At 73.8% G+C, this 12,918-nt stretch carries 13 protein-coding genes; 3 read left to right on the top strand and 10 right to left on the bottom strand.

Annotated features, from left to right (window positions below; all coding sequences use genetic code 11):
* Both EAD96_RS16650 and purD read left to right on the top strand, forming a co-directional pair.
* A partial coding sequence (locus EAD96_RS16650) for a type IV toxin-antitoxin system AbiEi family antitoxin domain-containing protein (protein WP_368666029.1) occupies positions 1–949 on the top strand: 949 nt, incomplete at its 5' end.
* Positions 950–1,039: 90 nt separating this feature from the next.
* Positions 1,040–2,287: a phosphoribosylamine--glycine ligase gene (gene purD / locus EAD96_RS16645; RefSeq protein ID WP_121684971.1), complete on the top strand. Its 1,248-nt coding sequence runs from the start codon at positions 1,040–1,042 to the stop codon at positions 2,285–2,287.
* On the opposite strand, the gene EAD96_RS16640 is transcribed toward purD, so the two are convergent.
* The 4 genes from EAD96_RS16640 to EAD96_RS16625 all read right to left on the bottom strand — a co-directional run bounded on the left by EAD96_RS16640 (position 2,271) and on the right by EAD96_RS16625 (position 7,270).
* Positions 2,271–3,791, bottom strand: a complete 1,521-nt coding sequence (locus EAD96_RS16640) for a N,N-dimethylformamidase beta subunit family domain-containing protein (protein ID WP_121684969.1) — start codon at positions 3,789–3,791, stop codon at positions 2,271–2,273. The genes purD and EAD96_RS16640 overlap by 17 nt on opposite strands.
* Before the next feature lie 77 nt (positions 3,792–3,868).
* Positions 3,869–5,434: an AMP-binding protein gene (locus EAD96_RS16635; protein ID WP_120572353.1), complete on the bottom strand. Its 1,566-nt coding sequence runs from the start codon at positions 5,432–5,434 to the stop codon at positions 3,869–3,871.
* A 167-nt stretch (positions 5,435–5,601) separates the two neighbouring features.
* Complete coding sequence (locus EAD96_RS16630) at positions 5,602–6,816, bottom strand: acyl-CoA dehydrogenase family protein (protein ID WP_121684968.1); 1,215 nt, start codon at positions 6,814–6,816, stop codon at positions 5,602–5,604.
* 1 nt (position 6,817) lies between these two features.
* Positions 6,818–7,270 (bottom strand): SCP2 sterol-binding domain-containing protein, encoded by a 453-nt coding sequence (locus EAD96_RS16625; protein ID WP_120572351.1) that lies wholly within the window; start codon positions 7,268–7,270, stop codon positions 6,818–6,820.
* Positions 7,271–7,349: 79 nt separating this feature from the next.
* Between EAD96_RS16625 and EAD96_RS16620 the strand changes: the two genes are divergently transcribed.
* On the top strand, positions 7,350–7,988 hold the full coding sequence (locus tag EAD96_RS16620; RefSeq protein WP_199733199.1) for a TetR/AcrR family transcriptional regulator: 639 nt from the start codon (positions 7,350–7,352) through the stop codon (positions 7,986–7,988).
* A 6-nt stretch (positions 7,989–7,994) separates the two neighbouring features.
* Here EAD96_RS16620 and EAD96_RS16615 read toward each other — a convergent pair whose 3' ends face one another.
* The 6 genes from EAD96_RS16615 to EAD96_RS16590 all read right to left on the bottom strand — a co-directional run.
* Complete coding sequence (locus EAD96_RS16615) at positions 7,995–8,612, bottom strand: DedA family protein (protein WP_121684967.1); 618 nt, start codon at positions 8,610–8,612, stop codon at positions 7,995–7,997.
* A gap of 24 nt (positions 8,613–8,636) precedes the next feature.
* The gene (locus tag EAD96_RS16610) at positions 8,637–9,896 is read right to left on the bottom strand and encodes an adenylosuccinate synthetase (protein ID WP_121684966.1); all 1,260 of its coding nucleotides are present in this window, start codon (positions 9,894–9,896) and stop codon (positions 8,637–8,639) included.
* Positions 9,893–10,852, bottom strand: a complete 960-nt coding sequence (locus EAD96_RS16605) for a hypothetical protein (RefSeq protein ID WP_121684965.1) — start codon at positions 10,850–10,852, stop codon at positions 9,893–9,895. The genes EAD96_RS16610 and EAD96_RS16605 overlap by 4 nt, the downstream gene beginning before the upstream one ends.
* A 10-nt stretch (positions 10,853–10,862) precedes the next feature.
* On the bottom strand, positions 10,863–11,804 hold the full coding sequence (locus EAD96_RS16600; protein ID WP_121684964.1) for a serine/threonine protein kinase: 942 nt from the start codon (positions 11,802–11,804) through the stop codon (positions 10,863–10,865).
* A complete protein-coding gene (locus EAD96_RS16595) occupies positions 11,801–12,553 on the bottom strand; it encodes an NUDIX domain-containing protein (protein WP_121684963.1) in 753 nt (250 codons plus the stop codon). The genes EAD96_RS16600 and EAD96_RS16595 overlap by 4 nt, the downstream gene beginning before the upstream one ends.
* Before the next feature lie 86 nt (positions 12,554–12,639).
* A partial coding sequence (locus tag EAD96_RS16590; RefSeq protein ID WP_255498989.1) for a MaoC/PaaZ C-terminal domain-containing protein occupies positions 12,640–12,918 on the bottom strand: 279 nt, incomplete at its 5' end.

Raw genomic sequence — 12,918 nt, 5'->3', positions numbered from 1 at the left:
GCGCGGGGACGCTCGGTGGGTGGAACGCGCTTGGGTGATCCGGCAGATCGCGAGTGACCAGGGTGGCGTCGTCACCCGTGCGCAGGCACTCCGGGCCGGCTACAGCCGGCACGAGATCGACAACCTCCTGACCTCGCGTCGGTGGCGACGGCTGGCTCGCGCGACCTACGCCGTCGACCGCCCCGGACCCGACGGCTCGGAGCGGCGTCGTCAGATCCGGGCGGCGGTCCTGTCGCTGGGCCCGCAGGCGCATGCCGTTCTCGGCACGGCCGCCGAGCTGCACGGGATCGCAGGGCTGCCGAGAGCTGGTGCGATTCACGTCGCAGTCCCGGGTCGTGCGGCCCGGCCGACCCGCGTCAAGGACCCCGCCGTGGCGTTGCACCAGTTCGAGCATCCCGAGCAGGCGCTGACGACTGTCGACGGCATTCCGGTGACGGCTCCCACGCACACGCTCGCGGAACTCGTCCTCCGGGCGCCCCGCTACCACGCGGTGGCCCTGCTCGACTCGGCGCTGAACCAGGGGAGGATCACCGAGGAGGAGTTCGGCGTCATCCCCGCCCTGATCGCGGGCCGGCGGGGCGTGGTGAACGCGCGTCGCCACCTGGCCGAGGCGAACGGTGCCGCCCAGTCGCCGCTGGAGACGCGTACCCGGTTGCGGTGCGTCGACGGCGGCGTCCCGCCGGACGCGCTCCAGGTCGAGGTACGCGACGCCGACGGTTACCTGCTCGGCGTCGGCGACATGGGCTGGCGGGCCGCCCGGGTGATCGCCGAGGCGGACGGCAGGGATCCGCACTCCACGCCCGACGCGCTCTTCGACGACCGGCAGCGGCAGAACCGGCTGACCAACGCCGGCTGGACCGTCCTGCGATTCACCTGGCCCGACACCCTCCGCCCCGACTACATCCCCCAGGTCGTCCGCGCGGCGCTGGCCGCGAGGGCCAGGCGTTGACCATGAAGTTGACGACGATGTCGATCTCAAATCCTGCCGTCAACTTCATGATCGACGGGGTGGGGTGGGGTGGTCAGTAGGATGCCGGTCGTGCGCGTACTTCTTGTGGGTGGTGGTGGGCGGGAGCACGCTCTCGCGCTCGGACTCGCCGGGGATCCGGCCGTCGAGGCGCTGTTTGCGGCTCCGGGGAATCCGGGGATCGCGGCGGTGGCGCAGCTGCGGGAGGTGACACCCACCGACCCGGCAGCCGTGGCGGCCCTCGCCGTCGAGGTCGCGGCCGACCTGGTGGTCATCGGGCCGGAGGCGCCGCTGGTGGCGGGCGTCGCCGACGCGGTACGCGCCAAGGGCATCGCGGTGTTCGGCCCGAGCGCGGAGGCGGCCCGGCTGGAGGGCTCGAAGACGTTCGCGAAGGACGTGATGACCGCCGCGGCGGTGCCGACCGCCCGTGCGTACACCTGCGAGGACGCGGCTGCGGTTGCGCGCGCGCTCGACGAGTTCGGCGCGCCGTACGTGGTGAAGGACGACGGGCTCGCCGCCGGCAAGGGTGTGGTGGTCACCGACGACCGGGCCGAGGCCGAGCGGCACGCCGCGGAGTGCGGCCGGGTGGTGATCGAGGAGTACCTGTCCGGCCCCGAGGTCTCCCTGTTCGTGGTCACCGACGGCGAGGCGGCCGTGCCGCTGCTGCCCGCGCAGGACTTCAAGCGGATCGGTGACGGCGACACCGGGCCGAACACCGGCGGGATGGGCGCGTACACGCCGCTGCCGTGGGCCCCGCCCGGCCTGGTGGACGACGTGATGCGCGACGTGGTGCACCCGACGCTGGCGGAGCTGCGCCGCCGGGGCACCCCGTTCGCCGGCCTGCTCTACGTGGGCCTGGCGATCACCCCGTCCGGCCCGCGCGTGATCGAGTTCAACGCGCGCTTCGGCGACCCGGAGACGCAGGTCGTGCTCGCCCTGCTGGAGACGCCGCTGGGCGGGCTGCTGCACGCCGCCGCCACCGGCACGCTGGGCGCGCACCCGCCGCTGCGCTGGCGCGACGGCGCGGCGGTCACAGTCGTGGTGGCGGCCGAGGGCTACCCGGCGGGCCCGCGTACCGGTGACGTGATCACCGGCGCGGACCGCGCCGGGATCATCCACGCCGGCACGCGCCGGGACGCCGACGGCACGTTGCGGTCCGCCGGTGGCAGGGTCCTCTGCGGTACGGCGACCGGACCGGACCTGGCCGCCGCGCGCGACGCCGCCTACGAGCTGGTACGCGAGGTCGAGCTGGCCGGTTCCCACCACCGCACCGACATCGCTTCGGCGGCGGTGGACGGCCGGGTCACGATCCCGGGCTGACCGAGCCGGGGCGGCGGCCGGCCATCCGGTTGAGCACGTTCGCCGTGGCCCGCTCGATGCGCGGGTCACGGTGCCCCTGCCGGTCCAGCGCCAGGGTCCAGCCGAGCGTGCCGCTGGCGAAGACCACAGCGCCGCGTGCCGTCTCGTGGACGTGGCTGTTCTGGACCCGCCGCCCGCCCTGCTGGGCCGGGTACGGCGACGAGCTGAGCGTGGTCCCGGCGGGCCGGGGTAGGGCGGCGTGCACCCCGTCCGCCTCGCCCGCGATCACCCCCGGGATGCGGTCGCCGTCGGCGACGCCGGTGCCGGCCCACACCCAGTGGTCGGCGGCGCGCACCACGAGCGGCTGCGGGGTCAGCACGATGCCGTTGTACTGCACGCCGAGCAGCGCCTGTTCCGGCTGGTCGAGGCTGCGCCAGGTCAACGTCGGGTCGCTGCCGTCGGCACCCCGGCTGGGGTCGGTCTTGGCGCACTCGACGACCCGCTCGGGGCGGCCGTCGGCGGCGGGGTGGATGCGGGCGTGCCAGTAGACGCTGTTCGCGCCGAGGAACGCGAGGCTGGTGCCCCCGGCCAGCCCGGCCTCGGTGGCCCGGCGCATCTCGGCCGACCAGTACTCGTCGTGCCCGCAGAAGACCAGGCCCCGGTACCGGGCCGGATCGAGCCGGCCGGAGTGCAGGTCGAAGCTGGTGGCGTAGCTGACGTCGTACAGGTTGCGTTCCAGCCACCGGATCGCGGCCTCGTCGCGGTCGAAGTGGAAGGGCCGGCCGGCACCGGAGTAGGGACGGTCGAACGTGACAGCGCGGGCCCGCAGCTCGGGGTCGCGCCGCCCGTCGGGCCGGTAGCCGCCGTACAGGCTCTTGCCGACCCGCCGGTCGCGCGGCCACTGGTTGTACGCCTGCCAGGTGGTCACCGGCAGCACCACGCACAGCGCGGCCGGGCGCCGGTCGTCGCGCACCACGAACGGCGTGCAGGCCCGCCAGCCGTCGGCCGAGGTGAAGACCGCCTGGTAGACGCCGGAGGGCCAGCCGTGCGGGACGGGCAGCCGCCAGGACACCGGCCACCGGCAGTCGAGGACGCCGGTGTCGGGGTCGGCGATCGGCACCGGATGCGGCACGCCGCGCAGCTCGGGGCTGGTCAGCATCGTGCGGGCGCCCGCGCCGCCGTACCAGCCGAGGCGGTGCACGCTGATCCGGAACCGTCCGGCCGGGTTGACCGCGACGTGGAACTCGATCTCCTCGCCGGGGGCGACGCTCGTCGTCGACGCGTACCCCTGGATCTGGCGCCGCCGGTCGTCGGCGGCCCGGCCGTCGTCTTCCGGCCACCACGGCTCACCGGGGGCGCGGTTCTCCCGCTCGACCGGCGAGACCGGCGGGATCGGCGGGATCGGCAACCGGTTGGGTGAGTCGCCGGGCCGGCCGCCGAAGACCGGGTCGAGCGGGCCGAGGGCGGCGGCGGACGCGCCGCCGACGAGGAGGCCGAGCGCGGTACGCCGCCGAAGTCGGTCCATTGTGGTGCTCCCCGTCTCCCCGTTCGATCGGGGGAGACGGTAGCACCGGGAGGCCCGAGCTGTCTGACCGATGTGGATCAGTCGAAGTAGCGGCGCAGCTCCCGGCTGAGCACCTTGCCGGTGGCGTTGCGCGGCAGGTACTTGACGAACACCACGTCGCGGGGCACGGAGAAGCGGGCCAGGTAGCGCCGGACGTACTCGCGGACCGCCTCCGGGTCGAGCGTCTCGCCGGTGCGCAGCGCCAGGAACGCGGCCAGCCGCTGGCCGTAGTCGGGGTCCGGCACACCGATCACGGCGACCTCGCGGACCTGCGGCAGCCGGGCGATCAGGTCCTCGACCTCGGACGGGAAGACGTTCTCGCCACCGGAAACGATCATGTCGTCGGCGCGGCCGTCGACGAAGAGCAGACCGTCGGCGTTGAGCCGGCCCAGGTCGCCGGTGTCCAGCAGGCCGTCGCGGCTCTCCCGGCCGGCGCCCGAGGTGTAGCCCTCGAACAGCATCTCGTTGCCCACGAAGATCCGCCCGACCTCACCGTCGCGGACCGGCCGGCCGTTCTCGTCGAGGATGGCCAGCCGGGTGCCGTGCGGCGGCCGGCCGGCGGTGGTGGGCGCGGCGCGCAGCTCACGTGGGCCGGCGATGGAGGCCCAGGAGACCTCGGTCGAGCCGTACAGGTTGTAGAGCACGTCGCCGTAGCGGTCCATGAAGGCGACGGCCAGGTTGCCGGGCAGCGCGGATCCGCTGACCGCGACCACCTTGAGCGGCGGCAGGGGCTGCGGCGGCGCCACCTCCATCAGCCGTTGCAGCATCACCGGTACGGCGAACATCGCGTCGCACCGCTGGTCGACGAGTGCGGCGAGCGTGGCGGCCGGGTCGAAGCGCCGGTGCAGTACGACTGTGGCGCGCAGCGCGAACGAGACCTGGAGCGCGGCGTACCCCCAGGTGTGGAAGATCGGCGCGGCGATCATCACGGTGTTCTTCGCGTGCAGCGGGATGCGGTCGATGATGGACACCAGCGGGCCGAAGCCGTGCGGGGTGGGCCGGCGGGCGCCCTTGGGCGCGCCGGTGGTGCCGGAGGTGAGCACTATGGTGCGCCCGTCGCGCTCCGGGGGCTGGAGCTTCTCGCCGGGGACCGCGGCGGCGATCAGCTCCTCCTGTCGCCGCTCGTCGACCCGGTGCAGCTCGGCCGGGAGGCCGAGGACGCGCTCGGTGAACTCGCCGTCGTGCACGAGGGCGCGCAGGCCCTGTTCCTCGGCCACCGTCACCAGTTGCGCGGCGGACAGGCCGGTGTTGACCAGGACGGCGTCCGCGCCGAGCAGCATCGCGGCCACTATCGCCTCGATCAGGCCGTGGTGGTTGCGGCAGAGCACACCCACCCGGTCGCCGGTCTGCACGCCGAGGTGGGACCGCAGCGACCGGGCCAGCCGCTCGGAGCGGTCGAGCAGTTCCTGGTACGTCATGGTGGCGCCGCGCTCGTCGACGACGGCGATGCGGCCGGGGTCGCGGGCGGCGGCTTGGCGCAGCTCCCCGGCGAGGCTCCAGCCCCACCGGCGCAGCGCGTTGAGCTGGGAGACCACGCGGATCGGTCCGCCCGGGGTGAGCAGTCCACGTCGGGTCAGCGTGGCGGCGATGAACGGCAGGTCCAAGGCGCAACTCCTTCGCGTTCGTGGTTCGTCGACCAGGCTCCGGACGGTCGGCCGTCCGGTTCGGCATGATCTTGTGCCCGATCGCGGTTCGGGTCGGCCCGGGAGCGGCGGCCCGGCCCGCGACGGCGCGAGGCGTCGTCACGGGTCGGGCCGCGGCCCGCCGGCGGTCAGCGGATCTGCATCCCGGAGATGGCCCGGGAGATGACCAGCCGCTGGATCTCGGAGGTGCCTTCGAAGATGGTGTAGATCTTGGCGTCGCGGTACCACCGCTCGACCGGGTGGTCGCGCAGGAAGCCGGCGCCGCCGAGGAGCTGGACCGCCTTGTCGGTCACCGAGACGGCCACCTCACCGGCCTTCAGCTTGGACATCGAGCCCTCGCCCGCGGTGAACGGCCGGTTGTTGCGGCCCATCCAGGAGGCGCGCCAGACCAACAGCCGGGCCGCGTCGATCTCCATCTTCATGTCGGCGAGCGCGAACGCGACCGCCTGATTCTCGATGATCGGCCGTCCGAACTGGACCCGCTCCTTGGCGTAGTCCAGGGCGTACTCGTAGGCGGCGCGGGCCACGCCGAGCGCCTGCGCGCCGACCGTCGGGCGGGACAGCTCGAACGTCCGCATCGCCGCCTGGCCGGAGGCGCGCTGCCCGGACCGGGCGCGGGCCAGCCGCTCGTCGAGCGCGTCCTTGCCGCCGAGCAGGCAGCGGCCGGGCACCCGGACGTCGTCGAGGAAGACGTCGGCGGTGTGCGAGGCCCGCAGCCCGAGCTTGCGCAGCTTGCGGGTGGCGGTCAGACCGGGCGTGCCCGGGGGTACGACGAACGCGGCCTGCCCGCGCGAGCCCAGCTCGGGCTCGATCGAGGCGGTGACCACGTGCACCCCGGCGATGCCGCCGTTGGTGGCGTACGCCTTCTGCCCGTTGAGCACCCACTCGTCGGTGGCCTCGTCGTAGACGGCGCGGGTACGCATCGAGCCGACGTCCGAGCCGGCTTCCGGCTCGCTCGTGCAGAACGCGGCGACGGCCGGGGAGTCGACGTCGCCGAAGCACTGCGGCACCCACTCGACGAGCTGGTCGGGGGTGCCGGCGCCGTAGATCGCGGCGACCGCGAGGGAGGTGCCGAAGATGCTCAGGCCGATGCCGGCGTCACCCCAGAAGAGTTCCTCGCTGGCGATCGGCAGGGAGAGGCCGGTGGGGTCGGCCCAGCAGGTGGCGAGGAACTCGAACCCGTACAGGCCGACCTTCGCGGCCTCCTGGATGATCGGCCAGGGAGTCTCCTCCCGGGCGTCCCACTCGGCCGCGGCCGGGCGCACGACCTCGGCGGCGAAGCCGTGCACCCAGTCGCGAAGGTCCCGCTGTTCCTCGTTCAGGTCTAGCGAGAACTCGGCCATGTCAGGCCTTGGGGATGTCGAACAGGTTGGCGATGTTGGCGGCCAGACCCAGGTCGCCCTTGGCCTTCAGCTTGCCGGTCATGAACATCATCACCGGGTTGGCGCCACCGGAGACGATCTTCAGGAACTCGACCGGGCCCATGGTGAGGCTCAGCTTCGGGTCGCGGGTCGCGGTCTCCGAGGCGGTGCAGGTGCCGTTCTCGATGACGATCTCGTAGGTGTCGGTGCCACCGTCCGGGCGGCCGGTGATGTTCCAGTGGATGACCGCGTTGGTGGAGCCGGCGCGGTCGGCGCGGAACAGCGCGGGCATCCGGTTGAAGACCTCGCTGAGGATCTTGCCGCGCGCCTCGCCCGACATGATCTCGGCGATCTTGGCGTCCGGCGTGGTCTTGACCAGCTGCGCGAACTCCTTCGGGCCCACGTTCGCGAAGTTGGCCGGGTCGAAGTCAGTCATGGGGGATTGCACCTCTCGGGCGGAGCCGACTTTGGTTACTCTGGCGTAACCTTACGCACGGGTAGGTATGCTCGCAAGGGTGTCCAGCACGCCGACCTTCAAGCGCCTCCCTCGGGCCGTACGCGAGCAGCAGATGCTCGACGCGGCGGTGAAGGTGTTCTCCCGCCGCGGCTTCCACGCCGCCAGCATGGACGAGATCGCCGACGACGCCGGCATCTCCAAGCCCATGGTGTACGCCTACCTCGGCACCAAGGAGGAACTCTTCATCGCCTGCCTGCACCGGGAGAGCACCCGGATGATGGAGGCGATCGCCGGCGCCGCCGCCCCCGACCTGCCCGCCGACGAGCGGCTCTGGCGCGGGCTGCGCGCGTTCTTCGGCTTCGTCGGCGCACACCGGGACGGCTGGGCGGTGCTCTACCGGCAGGCCCGCGGCTCCCAGCCGTTCGCCGCCGAGCTGGCCGCCATGCGGGGCCGGCTGGTCGAGGTGGTCGCCGGGATGCTCGACCACGCGCTGCGCGCCTCCGGCCGCGAGGTCGGCGCCACCGACCTGGAGGTGGTCGCGTACGCGCTCGTCGGCGCCAGCGAGTCGCTCGCCGACTGGCTGGCCGACCACCCGGAGGCCGACGCCGGCAAGACCGCGACCCGGATGATGAACGTGGCCTGGCTCGGCGCCGACCAGTTGCTGCGCGGCGTCAGCTGGCATCCGCCGGTGGCGTGACGCCGGTCAGCGGCGGGCGGCGGCCCGCCGGCGGGCCCGCCGACGGCCCCAGCGGACTGCCTCGAACAGGCCGGTGACGGCCAGCGAGATCGCGACGCCGGCGAGCAGCCCGGACAGCGGGTTGTGCTCGAACGCCAGGCCGCCGAAGTAGCCGAGCAGCCCGCAGTAGATCCCCCAGGTGGTACACGCCAGGCCGTCGTAGAGCAGGAACGTGCGCGCCGGGTAGCGGACCGCACCCATGGTCAGCGTGACGGCGGTCCGGCCGCCGGGGACGTACCGGGCGGTGGTCAGGATCATCCCGCCGCGCCTGTCGACCGCCCGGCGGGCCCACTCCGAGCTGGCCCGCCGCCTGCTGTCCGCCGGGAAGCGGGCCAGCCGGTGCGCGCCGCCGCCACGCCCGATCGCGTACGAGATGTGGTCGCCGAGGAGCGCGCCGAGCGCGGCGGTCACGATCACGAGCACCAGATTCGGCTCGCCGCCCGCCGCGAAGACGCCGGCCGTGATCACCACCGTCTCGCCCGGTACCGCCGGGAAGAACGCGTCGACCGCGGTGACCGCGATGATCAGCAGATACACCCACGGCGACGTCACCGTGTGGTGCAGCAGGTCGAGCACGTCCCCCATGCACCCATGCTCGGTGGTGCGGTGTCAGGCAGGGGCGCTTCTCAGGCAAAAGGCGTCGAGCAGGGGCCCTTCCTTCGCCTCGGCCGTGGGGCCGCGCGAGGTGAGCACCACGGGCGCCCCCAGCGCCTCCGAGACGGCGGCCGGCCAGTCGTCCGGCGCCTCGTCCAGCACCGGCCGGGCGCGCAGCAGCCGCCGGGTGAGCGCGGCCTGCCGGTCCAGGTCACCGGTCGGGCCGGGGACGAGCCGGTCGGTGTCCTCGTACCGGCGGCAGATCCGTAGCTCGGGACCGGCCAGGTCGAGGTGGGTGAGCGCCAGCCCGTCCACGCCGCCCGCCACCTCCAGCGCGTACCGGTGGGCGACCGCGTCGAAGTGCCCGAACCGGAACCGGCCCTGCCAGGGATTCGCCGAGTTGTGCCGGTCGGTGAACGGCAGCGCCGCGTCCTCGGTGACCAGTGGCCCGGGACCGTGCCGGGTGGTGGTCGTCCGCAGCACGCCGAGCCGCTGCGCGGTCCCGGCCATGCCCGCCTCGGCGAGCAGCGTCTCGGCGTTGGCGAACGTCGTGGTGCTCCACGTCGTGTACGGGTGGAAGCCGTGCCACTCGTCCAGCAGCACCCCCTGCGCGCCCTCGAACACGCAGGTGCCGTCGCGCAGCGCGCCCGCGAGCCAGGTCCGGTCGACGATCGCCACCCGGCGCGCGAAGGCCGCGTACGCGGGCAGGCAGTCCTCCACCGGCGGCGCGTCGAGCGGTCCCAGCTCGGCGGTGAGCCGGTCGCGCAGCGCGGTCAGCCGCCGGCGCAGCACCGCCGGGCGGCGGCAGTCCGCCACCCGGGGTGCCTCGTCGGGGTGGGCGAGGCCGTACGCGACCGCCTCGCCCACCCCGAGCCCGCAGGAGCCGTGCCGGTCGGCTCCCCGGGCGATCTCCCGGGCGCGGTTGGCGGCCCGGTGGTACGGGGTGGCGAGCAGCGCCTCCCCGTCCACTGTCAGACGGTCGAGCGCGTCGGGCACGCCGACCGACGCGAGGTGGTCGGCCTCGGCGGCCAGCGCCAGCGGGTCCACCACCACGTGCCGCGCCAGGTGCGTCCGTACGCCCGGACGGAACGTCCCGGCGCCGAACTGCGCGAACGTGTGGTGCCTCCCGTCGCGCAGGACGACGTTGTGCGCCGCCTGCGCGCCCCCGTTGAACCGGACCACCGTGTGGACCTGCCGGGTGGCGCAGAGCAGGTCCACCACGGTGCCCTTGCCGGCGTCGCCGTAGCCGAGGTCGACCACCATCACGTGGTTCACAGCCGGGTGACCCCGCTTCCGCCGCCGGCCGGGCTGAACGGCAGCGTCGCCACCGCGCGCCGGCCGGAGCCGAGCCGGGCCAGCGCCTTCGACACGGTCCGGGTGGCGGTGGAGCCGGCCCGGTCCAGGTCGCGCAGCCCGGCGTCCAGGTCGATGGCCTGTTCGCCGAGGCCGACGGTGAGCGCGATCGTCTCGCAGACCGCGTCCAGGTCGTCCAGCTCGACCGCGTTCTGCCCGAGCAGACCGCGCCAGAAGTCGAGCACCTTGCGGTTGCCCGCGTAGTGGCTGCCGGCGGGCAGCAGGTAGTAGGTGTCCCAGCGCGCGGTCACCTCGTCCACGATCTGCCGGACCGGCATGTCCTCGCGCAGGTCGTCGCCGATCAGCCGGGCCACCTCGGCGGTCTTCACCGCCGGGTACGCCAGCTCGTCGCCGATGATGAACAGGTAGCCGCGCCGGCCGCGCTTGTCCCAGCTGTCGGTGGCCGTGTGCCGGGCCATGAAGTACAGCGCCAGCTCGTACGACTCCATCATCTGGCCGCCACCGCCGCCCTCCAGCACGATCCGGCCGAGGTCGTCGTCCATCCGGTTGTCGGACTCGAACTGCCCGACCTGCAACGGCACCCGGTCGCAGGTGGCGTCGCCGATGGCGCCGAACATGACCTGCGGGTCCTTCGCGTACCCCTGGCGCAGCAGCAGGCCCAGCAGCTGCGGCAGCTTACTCTGCAACACCCGGGGCACGTGCCCCATCGAGCCGGTGACGTCGAACAGCACGGCGATCGGCGTCGACTGCGGGTGCTCGGCGGAGTCGCGGCTCTCCCGCAGCGCGTCGCGCGGGTCGAGCGCCGGGTGCACCTTCCGTGCGCCGCTGTCGCTGTAGGAGAACGCGCTCTTGCCGGTGCGGCGCCGGTAGCGGTCGGCGGCGTCGTACACGTCGGTGGACCAGATTCCACTGCCCATGGCAGCCTCCCTACGGGTTGAGGGTGAAGGGTCGGAAGGTGCGCGGCCCGTACAGCCGGTGCAGCACCTCGTCCAGTTCGCGCAGCAGCCGCCAGGCGTCGTCCGGCCGGGTGGCGAGCGCGGTGCCCCGGCAGCCGTCGGCGAAGGCGCGCAGCTCGCGCGGCGCGCGGTCGCCCATCAGCCAGGTCATGCAGCGGGCGGCCATCGCGATGTCGGTGCCCGGGCCGCACTGCCGCTTCGCGGCGACCTCCGGCGGATACCAGTCCTCGTGGCCGGGCACCAGCGCCGGCACGAGCCCGCCCGGCTCGGCCGAGAAGCACCAGTCGACGAGCACCACGCCGTGCGCGTCCGGCTCGATCAGCACGTGCCGGGGCAGCACCGCGCCGTGCACCACGCCGGCCCGGTGGGCCAGGCCGAGCGCCACCAGCAGCCGCCGCCACATCCAGGCCGCGTCGCGCGGGTCCAGCCCGTCCGGGTACGCGCGACGCACGTCGTCGAGGCTGTGCAGCCCGGGTACGGTCACCAGCTCGTTGACCTGCCGTTGCACGCCGGTCGACGGGTCACGCGCCGGGTAGGAGTCGACGAGCCTCGGCACGTACGCGAGGTGCCGGGCGTCGCCGTGCTCGGCGATCCGGCGCAACGCGCGCGCCTCGCGGGCCATCAGGTCGTTGTCGCCCGGGTGCCGGGCCACCTTGAGCAGCCGCCCGTCCCCGTGGTCGTGCAGGTCGGCGACGTCGCCCGCGTACATCGGGGCGGGGGTGCGCCATCGGGTGGTGACGGTGACGAGAGCGTCGGCGGCGGCGGCGCGTACCCCCGGGTCGGCCGCGCCCAGCCGGTCGGGGTGCAGCGCGCCGACCAGCTCGCGGTAGCGGCGGGCCGGCTCCTGCGTGCCGAACAGGTCGGCGTCGGTGCGCGCGGCGGTGACCAGCCGGATCGCCTCCTCGGTCCTCACCGCACCGTCTCCTCCCGGGCGGGGCGCAGCAGCGCCGGGTGCAGCAGCCGGGCGTCTCCGGCGCGGTAGAGCTTGGCGCGGGGGCCGCCGCGCGCGCCGCCGCGCTCGGTGCTGGCGCCGGTGCTCTCCACGAAGCCGGGCACGGAGAGCACCTTGCGGTGGAAGTTGCCGGCGTGCAGCGGGTGGCCCCAGACCGTCTCGTAGACCTCCCGCAGCTCGGTGATCGTGAACTCGGGGGCGAGGAACCGGGTGGCGAGCGGCGTGTACTCCAGCTTGGAGCGGGCCCGCTCCAGCCCGTCGTCGATGATCCGGCCGTGGTCGAAGGCGAGTTGCCGGCTGGTGAGCGCGGTGACCGGCAGCCAGATCGCCTCGTCGGCGTCGGTGTCGGCGACCGGGTCGGGCAGGTCGGGGGCGAACGCCAGGTGCGCGACCGAGACCACCCGCATGCGCGGATCGCGGTCCGGGGCGCCGTAGCTGCCGAGCTGTTCCAGGTGCACCCGGCGTAGCCGCTCGCCGCCGAGGCCGGTCTCCTCGGCCAGCTCGCGCCGAGCACCGGCGGACAGGTCCTCGTCCGGCTGGACGAAGCCGCCGGGCAGGGCCCAGTGCCCCGCGTAGGGCGGCGCGCCGCGCCGGATCAGCAGCAGGTGCAGCGCGCCCTCGCGGATGGTCAGCGCGACCACGTCGACGGTGACCGCGACCGCCGGGTAGTCCCGGGGGTCGTATCCGGCGAGGAACTCCTGCTCGTTCACGGTTACCAACTCTCTCAGGTTGAGAACAACTCAATCTGAGAACAACTTAGCGCCGAAAAGAGGGGACGGCAAGTCCCCTCTTTCGCTCAGCGCACGGAACCGGCCAGATGCGGTCTCCCGTCCCGGGCGCTGTGCAGCGCGAAGTCCCAGCCCGCGCCCGCCGCCGAGGCGCTGAACGCCACAGTCGACGGCAGCGGCACCGGCAGCTTGAACGACACGTCCACGGTGTACGCCTCGGGCAGCCGGGGCTCCAGCGCGGCCAGGCAGCGGGCCTTGCTCCACATGCCGTGCGCGATCGGGCGCGGGAAACCGAACAGCCGCGCGCCCAGCTTCGAGGTGTGGATCGGGTTGTGGTCCTGTCTCTT

This window comes from Micromonospora sp. BL1 (genome assembly GCF_003667485.1).
GTDB lineage: Bacteria > Actinomycetota > Actinomycetes > Mycobacteriales > Micromonosporaceae > Micromonospora > Micromonospora tulbaghiae.
The sequence above is the reverse complement of the archived record's forward strand: the minus strand, read 5'-3'. Positions and strand labels throughout refer to the sequence as shown.